A 21,579-nucleotide genomic window follows, 5' to 3' on the forward strand; every position below is an offset into this window, starting at 1 on the left:
CCATGCAGTCGGCAAGAGCAAGTGAGCCTCGGCATCTGCCGGGGCTTTTTTTATGGAGTCAGAATGTCATTCAAATTTGATTTAAACCAGCTGGTGGAGATCGCAATTAGCGGTGAGTTCGGTGCTGTTAAGGCGCGAGCAGAGTACGCTAATGGGGCAGAGAACGGCTATTACGTTCACTACAAAGCAGGCGATGGTCGCGCTGTGACGCAGTGGTTTGATGAAAGCGATCTGACCCTTAGTGATACCGGCAAGCATCCTGGTCAGTCACCCATATTATGAAAACATCAGTACGGGCTCTTAGTTGGTGGCTAATTCCCATAGCAATCGGGTATGGTCATTTTTATACCGCGCCATGGTCTCAGAACATTGGCTTTGTGGCATGCGTTGTTCTGATGCTGGTATCTGTATTTTCCTCGTGCTGTCTTCTGGCAGTTGCTGTTGTTCCGGGGTTAGACACCTCAAAAATTGACGTAACAGCAATGAGGCGCTCAGTCTCTAGAGCGAGTCGGTCATATAGTCTTTTTTGCCTAATCGTGATGCTACTGACGTTGGCTGTCAGCGGGTGGGTTGTTACCGCCTCGATTTACTTTCTGGTGAATATGTTCGCGTGGTTGAGCATCTATCTGTTCCTGGATGTTGAAGAAAGCCGAACAGCCGCCAATGAAGGCTAGTTTCATTATCATGCATCCTGTGGGGTGCATTATTAAGGATGCTAGGGAAAAGAAATGCCCCGGAGGATTCCAGGGCATTAGACGCACAGGGGATGAGACGGAGGAAGGTATTAGCTCACCTTGTGCAGTTCGTGTCGTGCCGCAGCGGCGAGAAACCCGCTTCTGCTTGTGTATTCGGTATGACCCTTAACGGCGTTATCAATTTGATTCAATAACCTGTGGGGTAGAGTGATATTGATTCTCTCAGCCCGACCGTCGAACTTATCCATGTTTACATGGACCAGTACCCACTGACCGTGGGTAAATTCTGCCTCTTTATTCGCGATGTGATCCTGCATTTTACCGGGTGCCGGTATATCCATATCGTTGGCTACTAAGGCCTCGAAATGTGCATCGAGTGCGCTCTGAGCATCTGCGATCGTCTCTTCGATTGAGTCACCGGCAAAGATGCAGCCATCGACATCCGGGAACCACCCACTGGCTGAACCATCAGTATCAATTTCTATAAAAGCTGGGTAATGCATAGTTAAAACTCCCCGTGGAATTCGTCGTAAAGGTGCGCCCCGAGGGGCGCTATCCTGATTACTTGATCCCGGCCTTTCTGAGTATTTGCCGTAAGGTGCCCGGTTTAATCTCTTTGCTGGGATGGGGTACTGTCACAAGGTTAGAAAAATCAGGATGTTTGAACGTATGGTGACTTCCTTTAACTCTGTCCAACGTCCAGCCATCATTTTCTAACCGCCTTATCAGTTCCGAACTTTTCAAACTTCCTCCGTCTCGCTAACTGATGAACACACTATACACACTCAATCAGAGTGATGCAATTTAGGTGTGTATAATACACATCTTTTTTTAAACTTCGGGGGAGCTATGCAGGTTGTCGATGTTGTCATTAATGGCGTGGGATATAGGCCGATCGGTTCATCGTCGGCAAGAATTGGCATCGCTATTTCCACCCACAACCGCGCGAAGGTTTTGAAAAGCACGCTTGAGCAGCATTTAAAACATCTGCCTGCCGGTGCGCTGGTGGTGGTTATCGATGATGGATCAAAACATGCGGCAGCCGTTCCGGATGGCGTGCAACTGATACGTCATGAGCAGTCGCAGGGCATTGTGGCAACGAAGAACGCCAGCCTGAAGGCGTTGATGGATGCCGATTGTGAGCATCTCTTTCTATGGGACGATGACGCATGGCCAGTGGCTGATAACTGGCACAAACCGTATATCGAATCCCCTGAACCCCATCTGGCCTATCAGTTTCTCGACCTGGCCGGGCCAAAAAAGCTCAAGGATTTAGCCATACTGCACCGGGATGATCGGCATATTGCTTACACCGCACAGCGTGGCGTTATGCTGTATTACCACCGCTGTGTGATTGAGAAAGTAGGCGGCTTTGACCCGATTTACGATCGGGGCATGTATGAACACGGCGATTTAGCATTACGTATTCATAATGCCGGGCTGACGACATGGGCCTTTGCCGATGTCACAGGCTCTGAGCGCCTGATTTACTCCCTTGATGAACACGAAGCGATTGAACGCTCAGTACCTCAGCCCGACCGTATTCAGCTGGTAAAGCGCAACGCAGGGATTTACAACGGCCGCCGTGAATCGGGTTACACCGGATTTGCTGATTACCGGCCCCGTAAGAATCTGGTGCTGACCACGCTGCTGACCAGCCGTCCGGACCCGCAGCGGGGGATCAGGATGAAAGCTGATGCTTCGTTGCTGTCGTCATGGGCGAGTTCGGTTCGCGGTGCTGATGCAGTTGTACTGACTGATGAACTGAAACAAGCCCCGACCGGCGCTCAGCTGGTGGGCGTGCCGGACGTTGCGATGAATGTCTATTTCCGGCGCTGGCTACATATCTGGCACTTCCTGCGCGACCATCCCGAATATACCCACGTCTGGTGTACTGACGGCACAGACGTTGAAATGCTCCACCAGCCGTGGCAGGTAATGGAGCCGGGCAGAGTGTATGTCGGTTCAGAGCCGACGCTTTACGCCGACGAGTGGGCACGCAAGTCGCACCCGGAAAAACAGTATCAAGAGTTCATCGCGGCACATGGCCACGAGGTCATGCTGAACGCTGGCCTGCTGGGTGGCTGCCGTGAGGATGTGATGGCTTTTGCGCATGGTATCGTCCGGCTGTATTACCGCATCGAGAGCTACCGCTTCTGGAATATGGAGCATAACTCTGCTGCGGTGGGTGACATGCTTGCCTTCGGTATCGTGGCAAAGTCATTCGGCGACCGCGTGGTCACCGGGCCACAGGTACATACAGTGTTTAAGTCCAACGGCATTGGTAAGGAGCTGGCATGGTGGCGCCATAAATAGTCCTTACCTTTCTTCAACTGCATAAAACTCTGAAAGCCTCGCAATTGCGGGGCTTTTTTTGTATCCGAATTTCACTGCGCACTCACCGCGTATTATTAACCCTAAGACCATTCACAAAAGCGACCTCTGAGAACGCCATCGATGCATGGTGCGCTCGGGTATGGCCGTTCTGGTGAGCAGAGGTCTCTTTTTTGAAGGTAATCACCATGCAATATCCAATCGTAAATGTTAATGGCGTATCCGTTCGTGTCGATAGAGAGGGGCGGTACAGTCTCAATGATCTTCATGAAGCAGCCGTTCTGAAAGGTGAGGCGACAAGTTCTCAGCGCCCAAGTAACTTTATCAAGAGCGCTCAGGTTAAGCGGTTTGCTCATGAGTTGAGCGAAGCTACAAATGTAGCTTCGATTAAGACTATCAAAGGTGGCACTGAATCCGGTGCGTGGGGACTTGAGCTGATAGCTATTCGCTATGCTGCATGGCTTAGTCCTAAGTTTGAGATTCGTGTGTACAACACATTTCGCGACGCGGTGCTTGGCGGTATTTCCAGCATAACAATGTTAAACCGGCTTGATTTGCTTATCTCAAATGAAAAGCAGGAAGTGAGCGCCTGCGCGCGCAAGATGAATCAGTGGGGTGTCGGTGGGAATAAGCGAATGCTCGAATCAACCCGTCAGAACCTCATTAACCAGATGGATCCTGACATGGTTGCAATCATGCAAGGGTTGGCATAAGTGAAGTTTGTTGTAGTCGGGCATCATAAGCGTCGCCGTCAGGCTGAATGCATTGCACATCGACTCGGTGCACATCTGCTTCTGGATGAATATGACCATGGCGCCAACTGGAATCACCGCCGGGCGATGGAGTGGGCTGCTGAGCAGAATGAACGCGTGGTTGTTCTGGAGGATGACGTGCTGCCGGTAGACGGGTTCGAGCAGCTGGTTGTTCCATGGCTTGAGCGTTTCCCTGATTCCCTGGTGAGCTTCTATCTCGGTACCGGGCGCCCGCCGCAGTACCAGCCTAAGGTCGCAGAAAAACTTATCGCTGCTGACAAAATCCATGGCGATTACATCACGCTACCGCGCCTGATTCATGGCGTGTGTTACAGCGTGCCGCCAGCTCACCTTCCTAAAGTACTGAAGCACTGGGAGAGCCACAAGGCGGCTGACTATGCGGTCGGTGACGCCTGTGGCGGCGTGGTTGTCTATCCCTGCTGGTCACTGGTCGAGCATCAGGACGGCCTGTCGGTCGAGCGACCCTGGAATAATGCCCTGAGACGTGAACGGCGGCAGGCATGGCGCCTGCACCAGGGTGCACCGGCGATCCCATCATGAATTTTCAAAGGTACTCCCGGCGGGGGGGATCATCCACGGGGGCGCTAACTCGCGGGAAACGGCTAGTTTTTGTGTTTTTGTTTTGTGTCACCACTGCTGCATCTATTTGAAAGTATGATGTTATTTTTTTTCTAGTAGTGGTTTTGTTTAATTTATGTTCACCACTGGAGGTGTTATGGATCAGGAACTGAAGAGCCTTAAATTTAACGTTACTCAACTCGCCGCGTTATCCGGGGCGCATCGTCAAACCGTCAACAACCGGCTTAACAATGTCGCTCCCTCGGGTGGTAACGGCAGCAATCTCACTCTCTATTCACTAACGGATATTCTCGCCGAATTCATGCGCCTCCCCGCTCCGGTCAGCGGAGAAGATATGAACCCGCAAGACCGTAAAGCGTGGTATCAGTCTGAGCGCGAACGCCTGAAGTTCGAGCTTGAAACAGCTCAGCTGATACCGGCAAGTGACGTTCGTCGGGAATTTTCATCGATGGCAAAAGCCGTTGTACAGGTGCTCGAAACGTTGCCGGATATTCTGGAGCGTGACTGCGCTTTACCGCCGACAGCCGTTGTTCGTGTGCAGACTATTATTGATGACCTTCGTGATCAGATTGCCCAGCGTGTGGTTGATACAGACAGCGTCAACGAAGAGGAAGAGCTGCAGGAGATGTGATGCCAGACCAGGAAACGGCTAAAGGGGCAAAATTTTCGGCCAATGATATTTACTGCGCCCCTCGCCGAATGCTGGTGGCTGACGCAGTGGCGAATTTTATGCGTGTCCCGATGGGCGCCGGAAACTCTGTTCCCTGGGATCCGTTAGTAGCCCCCTATGTTATTGAGCCAATGAATTGCCTGGCATCGCGTGAGTATGATGCGGTGGTTTTCGTGGGCCCAGCCCGAACAGGGAAGACTATTGGCCTTATAGATGGCTGGGTGGTTTACAACGTAGTTTGCGATCCCGCGGATATGCTGATTATCCAGATGACAGAAGAGAAGGCGCGGGAACATTCCAAAAAACGTCTTGCCCGAACATTCCGTGTAAGTCCTGAGGTTGCGAAGCGGTTGAGTCCAAATCGAAACGATAACAACGTTTACGACCGCACATTCCTTGCCGGTAATTATGTAAAAATCGGCTGGCCGTCAATCAATATCATGTCGTCCTCAGATTACAAATGTGTTGCCCTGACCGATTACGATCGCTTTCCGGAGGATATCGACGGCGAGGGTGATGCATTCTCTCTGGCTTCAAAGCGTACGACTACATTTATGTCCTCGGGTATGACTCTGGTAGAGACCTCCCCTGGCCGTGATGTCACTGATGTGAAATGGCGCCGCCGTACTCCACATGAAGCGCCGCCAGCAACGGGTGCACTTTCCCTTTATAACCGTGGCGACCGTCGGCGCTGGTACTGGCCATGCCCCCATTGTGGCGAGTACTTTCAGCCAATAGGCGATGTAGTAGCTGGCTACCGGGATATTTCTGATCCCGTTTTGGCGAGTGAGGCTGCTTACCTTGAATGTCCGCACTGTGTCGGGAAAATAAAGCCTCAGCAGAAGCGTGAGCTTAACAGTCTCGGCATCTGGCTGCGTGACGGTGAAACCATCACCAAAGAGGGCATTCGCGGTGGCGAGCCACGGCGCTCCCGTATTGCATCATTCTGGATGGAAGGCCCCGCAGCGGCTTACCAGACGCTGACGCAGCTGGTCTACAAACTGCTGACGGCGGAGCAGGACTATGAAACCACCGGCAGTGAGGAAACCCTGAAAGCGGTGATCAACACCGATTGGGGGCAGCCGTATCTGCCGCGTTCAGCAATGGACCAGCGCCGGGGTGATGAGCTGATGGCGCGCGCCGAAGTGATGGAGAAGCGTTTTGTTCCTCCTGATGTCCGGTTTCTGGTGGCAGCGGTGGATGTCCAGGGCGGCAAAAAGCGTCGTTTTGTGGTGCAGATCGTCGGCTATGGTCAGCACGGTGAGCGCTGGGTGATCGACCGCTACAACATCAAAACCTCTGTGCGTTGCGATGAACACGGCGAAGCGATGCCCGTCGATCCGGGTGGCTACATCGAGGACTGGGATTTACTGGTGACCGATGTGCTCAACAAAGAGTACCGGCTGATGAGCGACCCGACCCGTACCATGCCCGTAATGTGCATGGCCGTGGACAGCGGCGGTGAAGACGGAGTCACGGACAACGCCTACAAATTCTGGCGCCAGTGCAAGCGGGATGGCCTTCGTAAACAGGTCTATCTGTTCAAAGGCGACAGCACGTCGCGCGGGAAAATCATCACCCGCTCTTATCCGGATAACACTAACCGCTCAGACCGTAAGGCCAGTGCGCGCGGCGATGTGCCGCTGTATTTCCTCCAGACCGACCAGCTCAAAGACCGGGTCCACAATGCACTTCGGCGCGATACGCCGGGGCCGAACTTTATTCATTTCCCTGACTGGCTCGGAGAGTGGTTTTACGACGAGCTCACCTACGAGGAACGCGATTCTAATGGTAAGTGGCGCAAGCCGGGAAAGGGGGCGAACGAAGCCCTGGACCTGATGTGTTACTGCCATGCGCTGGCGCTACTGCGCGGCTATGAACGCATCAAGGACTGGAGCAATCCGCCAGCGTGGGCAAAACCTCAGTTGTTGAACAAAGCGGTCAATACCAGCGCCGGGCAAGGTGATACGCCAGCGAACAGTGCTGGTGAAGAACAACCTCCGGCAAGAACACCACGTTCGACGCCACCACCTATCAAGAAGAAAGCCAGAACATTCGGAAGCTGACATGCGTATCACTGAAATAAAACTCATGCGGGACAGGGCGGAGAAAGCCTACATCGATGCGCTCGGGGCCAAAAGCCTGAGCATGAATGGGCGCAACCTGACCCGGCAAGATCTCAGCGAACTGAAAAAGGCGTTCGATTACTGGGACCGCCGGTACCGTAATGCCCGGTCGAAAGGCAAGGGTAAACCCTTCTCACTGGTCAATTTCACGGGGTATTAATGGGACTCTATACAAAATTTCTGGGTGTGATTGCACCACAGCGTGCGCTCCGGAGGATGGCTGCTCAGGACCAGATTAAGGCTTATGAAGCGGCCCGGCCTTCACGAACGCACGCAGCCAAAAAGGAAAGACACAGCGCCAACACCGCTGTATTTGCTGCAGGTGCGTCACTGCGTGAGCAGGCGCGATGGCTGGATGAAAATCATGACCTGGCCTCGGGCATGCTCGATAAACTGGAAGAACGGGTGGTCGGTGCGCGCGGGATCCAGATTGAACCACACCCGCTGAACCTGCAGGGTGAGGTTCACGAAGCCTTCGCCGCCCGGTTGTCATTAGCGTGGGAACAATGGGCACAGTCGCCGGAAGTTACCGGGATGTTCAGCCTGGCGGAAGCACAGCGCCTGATGCTGCGCAGTGCACTCCGCGATGGTGAAGTGTTCACACAGCTGGTGCGCGGCCCCGTGAAGGGCATTGAGTACTCCACACCGGTGCAATTCGCCTTTGAAATGCTGGAAGCCGACTTTGTGCCGATGAACCTGTCAGGTGATAACAATGGGCAGATGACCATACAGGGCATCAACATCAATGCCTGGGGCCGTCCTCAGTCATACAACATTTATCTGGTGCACCCGCAGAGTGGTCTTGGTGGCTCCCGAACCAAGGTCATTGGCAAAGAAAGCATGCTCCATCTGGCGATGCGTAAGCGTCTGCACCAGCTGCGTGGCGTAACAATCTTCGCCAATGTCATCCAGCGCCTGGGCGATTTGAAGGATTACGAAGACAGCGAGCGCGTGGCCGCACGCATCGCGGCGATGCTGGGTTTCTGGATCAAACGTGGCGACAGCTCGGTTTTCGAAGAGGGCGGCGACTGGGAAAGCCCGGAGAACAAGTACCGTAACTTTGATATGTCGGCGGGCATGATTTACGACGATCTGGCTCCCGGCGAAGAGCTGGAGATGCTGGAGTCTAACCGGCCCAACTCCAACATGGCGGAGTTCCGTAACGGGCAGTTACGCGCCGCCGCCGCTGGCACACGCACCGGCTATTCCTCAATCTCACGTGACTACAACGGAACGTATTCCTCACAGCGTCAGGAGCTGGTGGAAAGTTTCGAAGGCTATGCCGTGTTGCAGGACTGGTTTGTCTCCCGGACCGTCCGGCCTATGTACCGCGAATGGCTGCGCATGTACCTGCTCAGCGGCATCAAAATCCCCTCAGATCTGGACCTTTCCACGCTCTACAACGCGACCTACATGGCACCGGTCATGCCGTGGATCGATCCGGTGAAAGAGGGCGAAGCCTGGAAAACACAGATTCGTGGCGGGGCGGCAACGGAAGCGGAATGGGTAAGGGCGCGCGGTGGCAGCCCACGAAATACCAAACTGCAGCGCCAGCGCGAAGTGAAATTCAACCAACAGCACGGGCTGGTATTTGATACCGATCCGGCAAACGACAAAGGAACGACAACCAATGAGCAAACAGCAGGTGCTGGTGGGACTCACGGCCAGCGGTCAGGTAAAGGCGATGGATAATCGCTGGTATGAGATTCAGGCGGCTGCCAACGATAACCCCGGAGAAATCCATCTTTACGATCAGATAGGCGGCTGGGGAATTTCAGCCAGTCGATTTTTACGTGAGGTCAGCGAAGCTGGCCTTTTTAATGCCTCGCAGGTGGAGATCCGTATCCATTCACCCGGCGGCAGCGTGCTGGACGGGTTTGCTATCTACAACACGCTCAAGCGTCTGACCGGGACCGTCAATATTCACATTGATGGCCTGGCGGCATCCATGGCCTCGGTGATTGCCATGTTGCCGGGGGCCACGGTCCATATTCCCTCCAACGCATTCATGATGATTCACAACCCGTATGGCGGGCTGGTGGGTGACGCCAGTGATCTGCGTGATTACGCCGATCTACTCGATAAAAACTCTGCGGTGATGATTGATGCCTACACGCAGAAAACCGGGTTGTCCCGCGAGGACGTCGAATCCCTGATGAGTAATGAAACCTGGATGACCGGCGCGGAAGCGGTGGAAAAAGGTTTTGCTGATGTGCTGCTGCCTGAAATGCAGATGGCGGCATGTATTAACGACAATGTAACGAAGGAGTTTTCTAAAATGCCAAAGGCAGCCCAGCAGCTTTTTGCCCCACACGCCAACGCAAACCAGCCGCAAGTACCGCAGCCAGTGGCGACCCATCAGGCACCTGAGCAGCCTGCTCAACCCGCTGTTGATGTGACGGCGCTGGCCGTACAGATGGAGCAGATTCGCCTGAAGAATGAAACCGAACGCCGCGCTGCAGTGTCTGGCGTATTTACCGCATTCGCGAACCATCCCGGCGTGACTGAATTGCAGGCATCCTGTCTGACCGATCAGTTCTGCGATGCTGCCAATGCGCAGCAAAAACTACTGGCGAAGCTGGCGGACGGAACCACGCCGGGCGCGAATGGTTTCGTTCATGTTCACGCGGGCAACGGCAACATCATCGGTGATTCCGTGCGTAACGTGGTGATGGTGCGTGCCGGTTTCGGTGAACGCCAGACCGATAACCAGTTTAATGGTATGAGTCTGATGGAGCTGGCGCGCGCCTCTCTGACCGGTCGCAGTATCGGCGTGTCTGGGATGGATCGTATGGGCATTGTGGGCATGGCCTTCACCCACAGCAGCAGCGACTTTGCCCATATTCTGATGGATGCGGCCAGCAAGTCAGCGCTGCTCGGTTGGGATGAAGCGGAAGAAACCTTCGATAAGTGGACCCGTTCGGGTGAACTGCCAGATTTTAAACCGGGCAACCGTGTCGGTCTGGAAGCATTTCCGAGTCTGCGCCAGGTGCGACCAGGGGCTGAGTACAAATACGCCACGCTGAACGATTCTGGCGCGGTTATTCGTCTGGCCACCTATGGCGAGCTGTTCAGCATTGACCGCCAGGCCATAATCAATGATGACATGTCCTTCATTACCCGAATTCCGTCCTCGATGGGGCGCGCGGCAAAAGCGACCGTAGGTGACCTGGTCTACGCGACCCTGACGGAGAACGCGGACTTTAACGGCGAGCCGTTGTTCAGCGAAGATCGCAACAACTACATCTCCGGCGAAATGAATATTGATAACCTGGCATCTGCCCGCTCGATGATGAAGCGCCAGAAATCCGGCGACCGTACGCTGAATATTTCCCCGGCGTACCTGCTGGTGCCAACCCTGCAGGAAGCCTATGCCGATCAGATTATTCATTCGACCTCGGTGCCGGGCGAAGCTTACAACTCTGGCATTAAAAACCCGGTCCTTAACATGGCGGAAATCATTGCCGAACCTCGCCTTGATGAGGCCGATGAACATTCCTGGTACCTGGCAGCGCGCAAAGGCGCGGACACCATCGAGGTGGCGTATCTGGACGGCAATGCGGCACCAACCGTTGAAAGCACCTCCGGCTTTACCGTCGATGGCGTAACCATGAAGGTGCGCATCGATGCCGGTGTGGCACCGATGGATTATCGCGGCATGCTCAAAGCAACCGGCGCAGCATCCTGATCCCTTTCCCCTGAGAACCCAGGCACCTCATTGCAGGTGCCTTTTTTTACTAAGAGAGAACGTAATGGCTAAAAATTATATTGAAGACGGTGAAACGATGGACTGGACCAACAGTACCGGCGCGGATGTGGCATCCGGAGACCCCGTGTCTGTTGGGGCGATGCTGGGTGTCGCGCATGCGGATATCGCTGACGGTGAAGACGGCGTGCTGCATATGACCGGCGTAATTGCGCTGGCGAAGGATGAAGCCGAATCCTGGTCTGCCGGTGAAAAGCTGTATTTCGATGTGGAAAGCGGCAACGTAAGCGTCACAGAAAGTGATGTGGTGGCCGGTACCGCCTGGGCGGATGCCGAAACGGGCGACATCGACGCGCCGGTGCGCCTGGGTTACTGATGAGCGACTTCAACGCGCTGATGGCAGCGGCGGATGATGTTCTGATCACCACCTTTAATGTCGACGGCTGCGTTGAGTTGTGGCCGGGTGAAGCCCGTTCGCAGACGATAAAAGGGGTGTTTGACACCCCCTTTTTACTGACAGGCATGCCTGACGGTGGGCAGATGCAAGGCAGTGACCCGTCTTTCACCGCTCACGACCGGGATATCGTCGGCCTCCAGAAAAAGGACCCGGTGCTAATCATCAAGACGATGTGGTACGTGAAATCGCTGCAGCCGGATGGCTCCGGCGTAACCCAGGTGTTTTTGTCGAAATACCAGAAGTCGGGACTCGATACGCCAGGAGCACGGTTATGAGTGGATTCTACATTGATACAGAGGCCTTACGCCTGGTGAAGGCCGCTCTTGGGGCGACTGAATCACAGATGGTTGCTGCGTTCTACCGGGCCCTGAAAGAAACGGCAAATCAGTTGTACAAAGAATCCGTTGCCATGATGTTTAGCGAAACCGGGGCTAAAAATAAGAAACTGGTGCAGCGCCGCGTACGGCGGTTTACGAAAAAAGTTTCAGGTAATCAGCCGGGTTCGGGAAAAATCTGGTTCGGTCTGAGCGATATGCCGGTGAGTTCCCTCAAAGGCCGGATCAAAAGTCCGCGTGTACCACTGGAACGACAGCGCGACTCAAAAGGGCGGTTCTTACCGTATCGTGGATCCCGTGGGGCGACGTTTATCCCAAGGTCACCCAATATCAAGCCTGAATCATTTATCAATTCGTTTGCGGCCACACTGCGTAATACGCGGTCAATTTGGATCCGTACTGAAAAGGGGCATGTCACAGAGGCCAGAGTGCCCGTGAATACACCAGTACTTTCAGCCATAGACAGTGACCTTTTTGCTCACGCAGGCGATACGCTCATGGAGCGCTTCACGAAGGATCTTCGTGGACGCGTGGCGGGTAATGTCCATCTGAATGGTAAAGGGAAGAAAATATGAACGGCGTTGAATGGCTGGATGATTATCAGGATGCCGTCGTGGCGGAACTGGCGAAAATCCCCTGGGCTGTCACGACCGGGGTTTATCCCGATATTGGTAGCGACTTCCCGACGCCCGCAGTCTTTTTTGACGTAGCCCGCTGGGAGCGTGCAGAGCGTGAAATCGGCGGCAATGTCACGCTGGCGCTGACCTGTCATTTCTATATTCTGCGCCATTTTGTGGCCGCCGAGGGCGAGGATGAAACGTTGCGGGGCAGCACGGAGACACGCGTTCGTAACGCCGCGCTCAAAATGTCTGACTGGATAGAAGGGCGGCAGTTTGGCACCGGCACAGCACCGGCGGCAATGGAATCGGCCGAGCCCATGACTTGGGAAAATTCAGAAGGCGGGGCAGACCATGCCATCTGGAGTGTTTCCTTTACGCAGCTGCTGGCCGTCGGGCGTGACCCGTTTGAAGAGCCGGATATGCCGGTGTTCAAAGAGTTCTGGCTGGGTGTGTTCCCGGATGTGGGCACTGGCCATAAAGATGACTACACCCTGCTGGCAAAATCGGGGGAGGACTGATGGCGGTTTATCGCGGCTGCTCGTTGTTCCTGAACAGCGTCCGGCTCTCTGACAGCGTGGCCTACACCCCGCCGGAAATCAGTGTTGACGTGGCCCGGTATAAAGCCGGTGCGATGCCGGTGTCAGTCGGGGTGCCGCGCTGTATCAAACCCATGACCGCGCACTATAAAATCGCAGGTATGGACCCGACCGCGTTTCTGTTTCTGGGGCTCACTGCGGGCGCGCGGGCGCGTCTGACCGTGCGGCGGGTCTACCGGGTGGGTGAAACCGTGGTGTTCCTCCATGACGAGCTCGAAGGCTTTATTGATTCGATCCGCACAGACGAGCACGGCAGCGACAGCAAGCTGAACGTCGGGCAGGAAATGTCGATGACGGTGAATTACTACCGTGTATCGGTGGATGGCGTTCAGTCGTTGCTAGAAATCAACGCCGCGCTGGGAACGACCAAAATCATGGGCGTGGATCCGCAGCGTATTTCGGGCGCTATTTCGGGAATACTGACATGATTATTGACCCGCTCGCGATCCTCGAGTCGCAATACAACCAGCAATTCGAAACCCTCAACACCCCGCTGCCGCCACTGCTGATGTGGGGCGATTTTATCTTCCAGCTCTCCACGCTGGCCTACAACAAACTGACCATCAGCGACGCCTGGACCTGGGCCGCCCAGGGCCGCATCGGTCGCCAGGACCGGTTGCAGTACACCGGCAAGAAAGCCCCGACGATGCGCTTTGACTGCGAACTGTATGCGGACTTTGTGGACATGACCGGGCTTTCTGATGTGCTGGCGTCGACCGGTAGCTGGCAGACCGGACAAAGCGATCCGGTCGAATGGCTGCGTCGCCAGGCCAACAGCAAAACGCCCATGATGCTGGTCACCGGCTCCGGTCTGGTGATGGGGTTCTGGGTCATGACGCAGCTGGAGCAGGCCGTCGATGAGTTTCGCGGCGCCGGTGAGTTCCGCCACCAGAACGTCACCTTATCACTGCAGTACTTTGGTAAGAGCCTGAGCGGGGTGGACGATGATGCACCGGCTGAGGTGCCCGCCCCGACGGCGGCGACGTCAGACCAGGCCGTCAGCGAAATGAATGCCTTTTTAAGTGAGCACGATAATGGCTGATTTTACTCTGGCGAACGTTTACCAGCGCCTGATGAAAATCTTGCGCTACGGCAATGTTCACAGCGTGCAGGCGGACCCGCCGCGTTGCCGGGTGACGTTTGGCACAGACCCGGTATCCGGCAGTGAACACGTCAGCGACTGGCTGAACTGGTCCGCACGTTCTGATTCGGAAGTGAATGACTGGAGCATGCCCGCGGTCGGGGCGGCGGTGATGGTCCTGAGTCCTGGCGGGGAGACGGACGGTGGTCTGGTCTTTCCGGCGGGCTTTTCCAACGACCGGCCGCCACCGGCAACGGTGCCCGGTCAGCACGTCACCCAATACAGCGACGGCGCCACGGTGATGTACGACACCCAGGCGCACGCCATGGCTGTCACGCTGCCGGACGGCGGGAAAGTGACGGTGACGGCTACGGGTGGACTCAGGCTCGTGGGCGACACTGAAATTGACGGCAATCTGGATGTCACCGGTGATGTCAAAGACAAGACCGGCTCAATGCAGGCGATGCGGGATACTCACAATCTCCATGAGCATAACGAGAACGGGGATGGGGGCGGCACGACCAGTCCACCTAACCAAAAAATGCAGTCCGAAGAGCCCGACCAGTGAGTCGGTTTTTTTTATGGGGGAACCATGCAGGGAATGAACCGGGAAACCGGAAAACCGCTCTCAGCGACTGACCATATACGTCAGTCGGTGCAGGACATTCTGAGCACACCGCTGGGCTCCCGCGTCATGTTGCCGGGTTACGGCAGTAATCTGCTCCGGCTGGTGGACCATCCGGCGGATCATGTCACGGCGGTTCGCGTGGTAATGGCGACAGCCGTGGCGATTGCCCGCTGGGAGCCTCGCGTCACGATTAACACCATTGAGGTGCTGAAAGCCGGTGAAGGGCAAATCATTGTCACTATCCGGGCGACGGACACCGAGAATCAGCGCGCGGTTTTGCTGGAGAACATCAAACTATGAACACCATTGACCTCAGCCAGCTCCCGCCGCCGCAGGCGGTGGAAATGCCGACCTTTAAAGTCATGAAGGCGCAGCGGCTGGCAGAGTTGCAGGCACTGAGTCCGGTATTCACTGCCCTGGTTGAAAGTGACCCGGCGATGAAACTACTGGAAATTCTGGTTTACCGCGAAATGGTCAACGTCGCGCGTTTTAACTCGGGTGTCTGGGCCGTGCTGCTGGCGTATGCCAAAGGAAGCGACCTGGATCAGCTGGGCGCGAATTATGACGTGTCCCGCCTGGTCATTACGCCGGGAGACGACAGCACTATTCCGCCAACTGCGGCGGTGATGGAAAGCGATGACGCATTCCGGCTGCGTATTCGTCTGTCCTGGTATGCGCGCAATACCGCAGGCTCGGTTCAGGCTTACGAGTTTTTCACCCTGTCAGCTGACGGGAGCGTGGCGGATGCGCGGGCGTATGGCCCTGCGGAATCTGCTGATATCGAACCCGGTCATGTTCATGTCTACCCGTTGAGCAATGAGGGAGACGGCACACCGTCGGATGCACTTCTGCAGACCGTGAGTGATGCGCTGAATGACGAGTATGTGCGCCCCCTGACGGATTACCTCAGCGTGCTGGCACCGACGGTCATTAACTATGAGGTGACCGCCACGCTCATCATTGCCGACGGCCCGGATGCCGACACCGTCGAGACAGCGGCTGAAAACGCGATGCAGCGCTACGCCGACAGCGTTCACAAGATTGGTACCGGCGTTTCGCTGGCAGGCGTTTACCGCGCACTGAAACAACCCGGTGTGGATGACGTGACGCTGGATTCACCGCTGGCCACTATTCCGGTCGGGATGGGAGAAGTGTCCTTCTGTACCGGCATTAATCTGACCATCGTAAGGGGGAGCGATGTACCGGACACTCCTGCCGCCTAACGCGACACAAAGTGAACAGGCGCTCGAGCAGGTGATGGGGCACATGAGCGACCAGCCCATCGATATCCGCATTGTCAAAAATCCAGACCTGTGTCCCGCCGAATTGCTGCCCTGGCTTGCCTGGGAATATGCGATCACCTACTGGGATGCGAACTGGACGGAAGCGCAAGAGCGCAGCGTTATCAAAAACGCCCCGAAGGTGAACAAAACACGCGGTACCGTCGGCGCGGTGAAACATGCGCTGCAGGCGGTGGGCCGCTCCATCGATGTGGTGGAGTGGTTCAGGGATTCGCCCGTCGGAGAACCGTATACCTTCCGCGTGCTGGTTAACGGTTACGCCGTGACTGCCGACGAGCTGAAGCTCATCACCCAGCAGGTTGCGGATGCGAAGAACGCCCGCAGCTGGATGAGCGATATCCAGATTGGCGAACAGTCGGTCGCCGGGGCTATTTATTGCGGCGGCGCCAGCGTCGTGCAGCACACCATCAGAATCACAGGAAAACGCGATGAGTGATTACTATTTATTGATAACCGATGCCGGGAAAGCGCTGGAGGTTGTCGCGCACGCCAGCGGTGCGCCGGTCAGCCTGACCGACTTTGCGGTCGGGGACGGCGGAGGCTCGCCGGTGACACCCGATGCCACGCAAACCGCGCTTACCAACGAAACCTTTCGCGATGTCCTCAGCTCGTTAAACGTCAGCGTGACTGATGCGTCGGTGCTCGAGGCAGAGTGCATTATTCCGGCCAGCAGCGGCGGCTATACCCTCCGTGAAATTGGCATTTTTGCCGATGACGGCACGCTGTACGCGGTCGGGAATTTTGCAGAGCAGGAGAAACCTGCCCCGGACAGCGGCTACGCGGCATCGCTGAAAATTCTGGCTGACCTGGTGGTCTCCGATACCCGCGATATTACGCTGAACGTTCAGGACGGGAGCTATCTCACCGAGACGCAGGCCGACACGATTTATCTGCGCCAGGATAAGCGCCTGGGCGAAATCGCAGAACTGGGAGCAGATGCTCAGGCAGAGGCGCGTGAAAATATAGGGTGTGGGACAGCAGCGGCGGCTGATACTACCGTGAGTCGCTCAGACACCACTGCGGGGCGTGTTTTGCAGGTTGGGGATTATGGACAAGGCTCAACGACAGGCACAACCCAGTTGTCCTCCATTTTTGATATTACCTGCACGGAAATTCGCTCAGCCATTGGAGCCGGAGGGGGCGCTAATGCTACGAAGGGCATGCCGGAAAACTCAGAGAACACCCGCTTCAGTGTAAATATTTATAGCGTATACGCCAGTCAGTTCTGGGTAGAACTGATTAGCACTAAGCAGACATATACCGGGATGGTTTATACCGATACAAAAGACCCGGTAAACTGGACGCAACATTATACAGATCACTATAAACCGGCAGCTGTTGATTGTGATGCCGTTTCAGCATCGCAAGGTGGCACGTTTCAAAAGGTCGTTAATTTTAATGGCGGTTTGAATGTACTCCAGAACAATACGGGTATTTATGGCGGAAACGATGCGGCCGGATTTACAAGCGATAACCTGCTGCTTAAATCCTGGTATGGAATTGGATTTTATTGCACTGAAAATGATGCCGGTCCGGAGATCGGAATTACCGGTTATATAAACACCCGTACTGGCCGTCTGGAGATGAAAGAGCAAATTATTCCTGGTAACTATGGGAATTTTGATGCTCGTTATCAAAAAGTCAATACTGCATCGAAGGCCGGGAATGGATGGTTTAAAGATACTAACACAGGTCTGATTATTCAATTTGGTCATGGGAGTTACACCAAAAATTCGCGAATAACGTTCCCAGTCGCTTTTCCAAATGCGTGTGTTGGGCCTGTTGGAAACGACTCTGGCACGGGCCTTGTCGGGGTCTCGCTGGGTGCATTTGATAAAACCGGATTTACAATGTACGCCGAGGAAGGTTCTGTCTCACTTAGCTGGATAGCGATAGGTTATTAATATGACAATTTACTTTAGCGCATCTGCAATGGGTTTTTTTGATGACTCCCTGAAAGCCGACTATAAAAAGTCAGGTTCATGGCCACCGGATGCTGCTCAGATTACCCAGGTCAAATATGAAACGCTCCTCAACGGTCAGTCAAACGGCAATATTATTACTGTAAATGAAAGTGGTTCGCCAATACTGACTGCGCCCCCACCGCCAACTCCGGAAGAAAGTATTGCACAGGCTGAAACCACCAAATCGTCATTAATGGCAACGGCCAGCGCCGCAATTGCCCCGCTTCAGGACGCGGTTGACCTGGGGATTGCGACAGATAAAGAGGTAGAGCAGCTAAACGCCTGGAAAACATATCGCGTGGAGGTCAATCGGGTGGATACATCGACAGCCCCTGATATTGAATGGCCTTCAACACCATCCTTAATTATTTAACTCCGGAGTTTCCATGTTTAGACATAACAAATCGCGTTTGCGAGGATTTTCCCTGTGCGCTTTTCAGACCCGCATGAATGCGGTCTGGTTTAACGGTGGCGTGAATGACGTGCAGGCTGAGTGCCTGGCGGGATTCACCGCTGCCTATCTCATTTACAACAACGTGCTGGGCCGTCATGTGCCGGTGAGCTGGCTGGCCTATGTGCTCGCCACGACCTATCACGAAACGGCAGCGACCATGCAACCGGTCGAGGAGTACGGCAAAGGGGCGGGGCGTCCGTACGGCGAACCGGACCCGGAGACCGGGCAGGTTTACGACGGGCGCGGCTACGTCCAGCTGACCTGGAAAGACAATTATCAGAAGGCGCAGGCGCAGGTGGTGGACTTCCTGACGCTCCAGCACGACGTGCCGCTGGTGATGCAGCCTGATTTAGCGATGACGCCATGGGTGGCAGCGCAGGTGGCGATTAACGGGATGGCGGAAGGGTGGTTCACCGGCAAGGCGCTGGCGGATTACCTGACCGATACGACGACCGACTACGTCAATGCGCGCCGCATTATCAACGGTACCGATAAAGCGCAACTCATCGCGGCGTATGCCACTGAAGCGCAGGCCGCACTCGAGCTGGCGCACGGGAAAGGGATTATCCGTTGTCAGGTAAAAGAGGGCGCCAGCGGCGATGACGTGCGCGAGCTCCAGCTGATGCTCGGCCTGAAACCTGACGGGAGCGCGGGACCGGATACGGTCAACGGCATCATGGCGTTCCAGGCGGCGCACTTGCTGGCGGTCGACGGGGTCTGCGGGAAAGATACCTGGGCGGCACTCGACCAGGAGGTCTACGGCGTATGAAAGCTCTGATGTTAATCGCCGCACTGGTCCTGTCCGGATGCTCGGGAACCTGGGTCCATATCGAAGAGTCCGGGAGCCAGCAGGCCTGTGCGCCGGTGGTGAGTGTGGAAAGTCTCGGCAACAGCGTCACGGTCTCCGATCACTCTCAATGTAAGGCGAACCAATGAAAAAAGCAGTTCAGGTGATCACCACCCTGATGTTGTGCACGGTGATGGCTGGGTGCTCGAACATCATCACCTACGTCCGGCACGATGAAACCAAAGGCAACATTCAGTGCAGCGGTGACCAGGCCCTGAAGCGCGACAGCCAATGTCACGCTACCGCCACCACCAAATAACCCACCCATTCAGTTTACAGACCCGCTCCGGCGGGTTTTTTTATGTGGAGAGCATTATGGATTTACACGGTACCCGGACCAGTGAAACAGACAACGCCGCGAAACAAATCACCACCGTCAATATGTCGGTGATCGGCATCGTCGGTACAGCGCCGCTGGCCCAGCGCGGTGAAGTGGCGACCTTGACCACCGGCAGCTCGCTGCTGAACAACCAGATTGTGTTCAGCGCGACGCGCAGCGGCAAAGACGGTAATCAGTTGAATGTGCTGGCGACCACCGGAGAAGCGGATTCATCCGGCGGAGCTGCCACGCTGGCCTTTTTCGAAGATGAACAGCTGACCATCATTCTTGGCACTGACGGCGACGGCGTAATCAGTGCCACGGCAGCGGATGTGGTGGCTGCTGTCGGCGAGCTGGATCTAGGCCTGGCAGAGCTCAGCATTACCGCCGCGCTGCCGGAGGGGATGATCGGCGCAGGCATCATGTTGCCATTTGGCGCCACGGCACTGGCCGGAGGCGAGAATGAGCCTTTCCCGTTGTTCACGCCGTCCCTCATTTCTGGCAGCCGCAGTCAGGCTAAAAAGCTGGGCTATGCAGGCACGCTGTATGACGATATGTACGACATCCTAAATCAGATTGGCGCCCTGGTGATGGTGGTGCGTGTCCCGGAAATCCCGTCAGAAGACCTGCAACGCGCGGCGATTATTCAGGGTATCGAGGCGCTGAAACTGGGGCAGTCCAGCCTCAACTACAACCCGCGCATCCTTATTGCGCCGGAGTGGAGTACCGACGACGGTGTCGGTAAAGCCCTCGAGAGCATGGCGAACCAGTGCCGGGCCGTGGCCTACCTCGACTCGCCCTCGATGGCGACGCCGGAAGAGGTCGCCCGCCGTGGCCAGCAGTATGGCGCCCGCGTGGAAATCCTGCGACCACGCATCATGGTCACCAGCGACGTCACCGGCAAAAGCACCAGCCGCCCGTATTCCGCTGCCGCTGCCGGTCACCGGGTCCGTATCGACAGCGATTACGGTTACTGGTGGTCGAAGTCCAATCACGAGGTTTACGGCTTTACCGGTCTCGAGCAGGTGGACAGCTTCCTCGTGGGCGATGAGACCTGCGTGGTGAACCAGCTCAACCAGGCGAACGTCAGCACCGTCGTGATGCTCGATGCCTACAAGCACTGGGGCAACCGCTTGTGTACGGACGACCCGCAGTATCGATTCGAATCGGTGCGCCGGACGATGGATGCCATCGAGGATTCAATCCAGCTGATGGTGACCAAAAACTATCTGGATCGCCCGATTGATAAAGCGTTCGCTACCTCGATTGTCGGCTCGGTAAACAGCTACCTGCGTCAGCAGACAAAGCTGGGCGTACTCAACGGGGGACGCTGCTGGCTGGATCCTGACCTCAACACTGCTGAATCACTGGCAGCCGGTAAGGTGTATTTCAATGTGGCCATCGGGCCAAAATCACCGGCAGAAGAAATCACCGCGACCTACGCTATCGACAACACCTACACCGTTCAGGCATTCAGCCTTGCCGCCTGATAAGGAATCAACATGAATACTGGATTTATCTACTCAAAATCAGGGCTGTGGTTGGGCAACAACACCCGCGTGGCGGGCGTTCTGTCGCTGACGCCGCCAGCCATCACCGCGACCATCGGCAATTACAAAACCACCTGGATGGATATGGCCACGCCGGTGGATAACGGCATGGAGCCTATGCAGACCGAGTTTAAGGTCGGGACCGACCCGGATGTGCTGGCGCTGTTTGGCTTCATTCCCGGCAGCTCAACCCGCGTACAGGTTCGCCGTACGTATCGTGACACCGACGGCGTGCTGCACACCTTCGTGGATGAAATGGAAGGTCTCATCGGCACCATTACCCCAGACGAAGCCGGGACCGACAGCAAAGAGGGCGTGGGGATGTCAGTGACCATGAATCTCAGCTATTACAAGCTGACGGTCGACGGAAAAGAAATCTACGAGATTGACCCGGCGAACATGATCCGCAGCATTAACGGCGTGAACGTTCTTGCCGACGAGAAAGACGCGCTGCTGATGTAATTGACTGATGGGATTAGAATGATCAGCAGGAATACGACCGTAAAATAGGTGTACCACGGAGTCAGAAAAGATAAAACCCCGT

At 55.5% G+C, this 21,579-nt stretch carries 28 protein-coding genes and 1 pseudogene; 26 read left to right on the plus strand and 3 right to left on the minus strand.

Translation table 11 applies throughout. The annotated features are described in order from the left end of the window. Positions 1 to 63: 63 nt before the first annotated feature. Entirely contained in the window at positions 64 to 282 is a 219-nt protein-coding gene (locus tag A8O29_RS05555) for a hypothetical protein (RefSeq protein ID WP_125351757.1), read from the plus strand. A gap of 260 nt (positions 283 to 542) precedes the next feature. Here A8O29_RS05555 and A8O29_RS05560 read toward each other — a convergent pair whose 3' ends face one another. The 3 genes from A8O29_RS05560 to A8O29_RS05570 all read right to left on the minus strand — a co-directional run bounded on the left by A8O29_RS05560 (position 543) and on the right by A8O29_RS05570 (position 1,439). Next, positions 543 to 680, minus strand: coding sequence for a hypothetical protein (locus tag A8O29_RS05560; RefSeq protein ID WP_168713813.1), 138 nt, complete (start codon positions 678 to 680; stop codon positions 543 to 545). 104 nt (positions 681 to 784) lie between these two features. Beyond that, complete coding sequence (locus A8O29_RS05565; RefSeq protein ID WP_125351756.1) at positions 785 to 1,198, minus strand: type II toxin-antitoxin system HicB family antitoxin; 414 nt, start codon at positions 1,196 to 1,198, stop codon at positions 785 to 787. A 58-nt stretch (positions 1,199 to 1,256) separates the two neighbouring features. Next, positions 1,257 to 1,439 (minus strand): type II toxin-antitoxin system HicA family toxin, encoded by a 183-nt coding sequence (locus A8O29_RS05570; RefSeq protein ID WP_125351755.1) that lies wholly within the window; start codon positions 1,437 to 1,439, stop codon positions 1,257 to 1,259. Between the two features lie 105 nt (positions 1,440 to 1,544). Between A8O29_RS05570 and A8O29_RS05575 the strand changes: the two genes are divergently transcribed. From A8O29_RS05575 to A8O29_RS05695, 25 genes and pseudogenes are all read left to right on the plus strand, one after another. Beyond that, positions 1,545 to 3,011: a glycosyltransferase family 2 protein gene (locus A8O29_RS05575; protein WP_174081247.1), complete on the plus strand. Its 1,467-nt coding sequence runs from the start codon at positions 1,545 to 1,547 to the stop codon at positions 3,009 to 3,011. A gap of 206 nt (positions 3,012 to 3,217) precedes the next feature. Continuing rightward, on the plus strand, positions 3,218 to 3,742 hold the full coding sequence (locus tag A8O29_RS05580; protein ID WP_125351753.1) for a KilA-N domain-containing protein: 525 nt from the start codon (positions 3,218 to 3,220) through the stop codon (positions 3,740 to 3,742). After that, positions 3,743 to 4,342 (plus strand): hypothetical protein, encoded by a 600-nt coding sequence (locus A8O29_RS05585; protein ID WP_174081248.1) that lies wholly within the window; start codon positions 3,743 to 3,745, stop codon positions 4,340 to 4,342. 175 nt (positions 4,343 to 4,517) lie between these two features. Further along, positions 4,518 to 5,012, plus strand: a complete 495-nt coding sequence (locus tag A8O29_RS05590; protein WP_125351751.1) for a DUF1441 family protein — start codon at positions 4,518 to 4,520, stop codon at positions 5,010 to 5,012. Beyond that, positions 5,012 to 6,940: pseudogene (locus A8O29_RS05595) on the plus strand (phage terminase large subunit family protein); the annotation flags it as partial. The gene A8O29_RS05590 and the pseudogene A8O29_RS05595, both read left to right, overlap by 1 nt. Positions 6,941 to 7,118: 178 nt before the next feature. After that, positions 7,119 to 7,337 carry a hypothetical protein gene (locus tag A8O29_RS05600; protein WP_174081250.1) on the plus strand — a complete coding sequence of 73 codons (219 nt, stop codon included), beginning with the start codon at positions 7,119 to 7,121 and terminating at the stop codon, positions 7,335 to 7,337. After that, positions 7,337 to 8,869: a phage portal protein gene (locus A8O29_RS05605; protein WP_174081251.1), complete on the plus strand. Its 1,533-nt coding sequence runs from the start codon at positions 7,337 to 7,339 to the stop codon at positions 8,867 to 8,869. The genes A8O29_RS05600 and A8O29_RS05605 overlap by 1 nt, the downstream gene beginning before the upstream one ends. Next, entirely contained in the window at positions 8,808 to 10,865 is a 2,058-nt protein-coding gene (locus A8O29_RS05610; RefSeq protein WP_246316642.1) for a ClpP-like prohead protease/major capsid protein fusion protein, read from the plus strand. The genes A8O29_RS05605 and A8O29_RS05610 overlap by 62 nt, the downstream gene beginning before the upstream one ends. A gap of 64 nt (positions 10,866 to 10,929) precedes the next feature. Beyond that, positions 10,930 to 11,259: a DUF2190 family protein gene (locus A8O29_RS05615; protein WP_174081252.1), complete on the plus strand. Its 330-nt coding sequence runs from the start codon at positions 10,930 to 10,932 to the stop codon at positions 11,257 to 11,259. Next, the gene (locus tag A8O29_RS05620; RefSeq protein WP_125351746.1) at positions 11,259 to 11,615 is read left to right on the plus strand and encodes a head-tail joining protein; all 357 of its coding nucleotides are present in this window, start codon (positions 11,259 to 11,261) and stop codon (positions 11,613 to 11,615) included. Before A8O29_RS05615 ends, A8O29_RS05620 begins: the two co-directional genes overlap by 1 nt. Then, a complete protein-coding gene (locus A8O29_RS05625; RefSeq protein WP_174081253.1) occupies positions 11,612 to 12,250 on the plus strand; it encodes a hypothetical protein in 639 nt (212 codons plus the stop codon). The genes A8O29_RS05620 and A8O29_RS05625 overlap by 4 nt, the downstream gene beginning before the upstream one ends. Continuing rightward, a complete protein-coding gene (locus A8O29_RS05630) occupies positions 12,247 to 12,813 on the plus strand; it encodes a hypothetical protein (RefSeq protein ID WP_174081254.1) in 567 nt (188 codons plus the stop codon). The genes A8O29_RS05625 and A8O29_RS05630 overlap by 4 nt, the downstream gene beginning before the upstream one ends. Next, positions 12,813 to 13,319: a phage major tail tube protein gene (locus A8O29_RS05635; protein WP_125351743.1), complete on the plus strand. Its 507-nt coding sequence runs from the start codon at positions 12,813 to 12,815 to the stop codon at positions 13,317 to 13,319. The genes A8O29_RS05630 and A8O29_RS05635 overlap by 1 nt, the downstream gene beginning before the upstream one ends. Beyond that, a complete protein-coding gene (locus A8O29_RS05640) occupies positions 13,316 to 13,933 on the plus strand; it encodes a phage tail protein (protein WP_174081255.1) in 618 nt (205 codons plus the stop codon). Before A8O29_RS05635 ends, A8O29_RS05640 begins: the two co-directional genes overlap by 4 nt. Next, a complete protein-coding gene (locus A8O29_RS05645) occupies positions 13,926 to 14,540 on the plus strand; it encodes a phage baseplate assembly protein V (RefSeq protein ID WP_174081256.1) in 615 nt (204 codons plus the stop codon). Before A8O29_RS05640 ends, A8O29_RS05645 begins: the two co-directional genes overlap by 8 nt. Before the next feature lie 24 nt (positions 14,541 to 14,564). Beyond that, entirely contained in the window at positions 14,565 to 14,900 is a 336-nt protein-coding gene (locus tag A8O29_RS05650) for a GPW/gp25 family protein (RefSeq protein WP_174081257.1), read from the plus strand. After that, the gene (locus A8O29_RS05655) at positions 14,897 to 15,823 is read left to right on the plus strand and encodes a baseplate assembly protein (RefSeq protein ID WP_246316643.1); all 927 of its coding nucleotides are present in this window, start codon (positions 14,897 to 14,899) and stop codon (positions 15,821 to 15,823) included. The genes A8O29_RS05650 and A8O29_RS05655 overlap by 4 nt, the downstream gene beginning before the upstream one ends. Continuing rightward, a complete protein-coding gene (locus A8O29_RS05660) occupies positions 15,798 to 16,337 on the plus strand; it encodes a phage tail protein I (protein WP_174081258.1) in 540 nt (179 codons plus the stop codon). Before A8O29_RS05655 ends, A8O29_RS05660 begins: the two co-directional genes overlap by 26 nt. After that, positions 16,330 to 17,805, plus strand: coding sequence for a phage tail protein (locus A8O29_RS05665; protein ID WP_174081259.1), 1,476 nt, complete (start codon positions 16,330 to 16,332; stop codon positions 17,803 to 17,805). The genes A8O29_RS05660 and A8O29_RS05665 overlap by 8 nt, the downstream gene beginning before the upstream one ends. A 1-nt stretch (position 17,806) precedes the next feature. Further along, positions 17,807 to 18,238 (plus strand): tail fiber assembly protein, encoded by a 432-nt coding sequence (locus A8O29_RS05670; RefSeq protein ID WP_246316644.1) that lies wholly within the window; start codon positions 17,807 to 17,809, stop codon positions 18,236 to 18,238. 13 nt (positions 18,239 to 18,251) lie between these two features. Continuing rightward, on the plus strand, positions 18,252 to 19,088 hold the full coding sequence (locus A8O29_RS05675; RefSeq protein WP_125355893.1) for a peptidoglycan-binding protein: 837 nt from the start codon (positions 18,252 to 18,254) through the stop codon (positions 19,086 to 19,088). Beyond that, complete coding sequence (locus tag A8O29_RS05680; protein ID WP_168713908.1) at positions 19,085 to 19,255, plus strand: putative periplasmic lipoprotein; 171 nt, start codon at positions 19,085 to 19,087, stop codon at positions 19,253 to 19,255. The genes A8O29_RS05675 and A8O29_RS05680 overlap by 4 nt, the downstream gene beginning before the upstream one ends. Then, the gene (locus A8O29_RS05685) at positions 19,252 to 19,425 is read left to right on the plus strand and encodes a hypothetical protein (RefSeq protein WP_168713909.1); all 174 of its coding nucleotides are present in this window, start codon (positions 19,252 to 19,254) and stop codon (positions 19,423 to 19,425) included. The genes A8O29_RS05680 and A8O29_RS05685 overlap by 4 nt, the downstream gene beginning before the upstream one ends. A 56-nt stretch (positions 19,426 to 19,481) precedes the next feature. Beyond that, complete coding sequence (locus A8O29_RS05690; protein ID WP_125355894.1) at positions 19,482 to 20,975, plus strand: phage tail sheath family protein; 1,494 nt, start codon at positions 19,482 to 19,484, stop codon at positions 20,973 to 20,975. A gap of 12 nt (positions 20,976 to 20,987) precedes the next feature. Continuing rightward, the gene (locus tag A8O29_RS05695) at positions 20,988 to 21,497 is read left to right on the plus strand and encodes a phage major tail tube protein (protein WP_125355896.1); all 510 of its coding nucleotides are present in this window, start codon (positions 20,988 to 20,990) and stop codon (positions 21,495 to 21,497) included. The last annotated feature ends 82 nt before the right edge of the window (positions 21,498 to 21,579 follow it).

It is taken from the genome of Scandinavium goeteborgense, assembly GCF_003935895.2.
GTDB lineage: Bacteria > Pseudomonadota > Gammaproteobacteria > Enterobacterales > Enterobacteriaceae > Scandinavium > Scandinavium goeteborgense.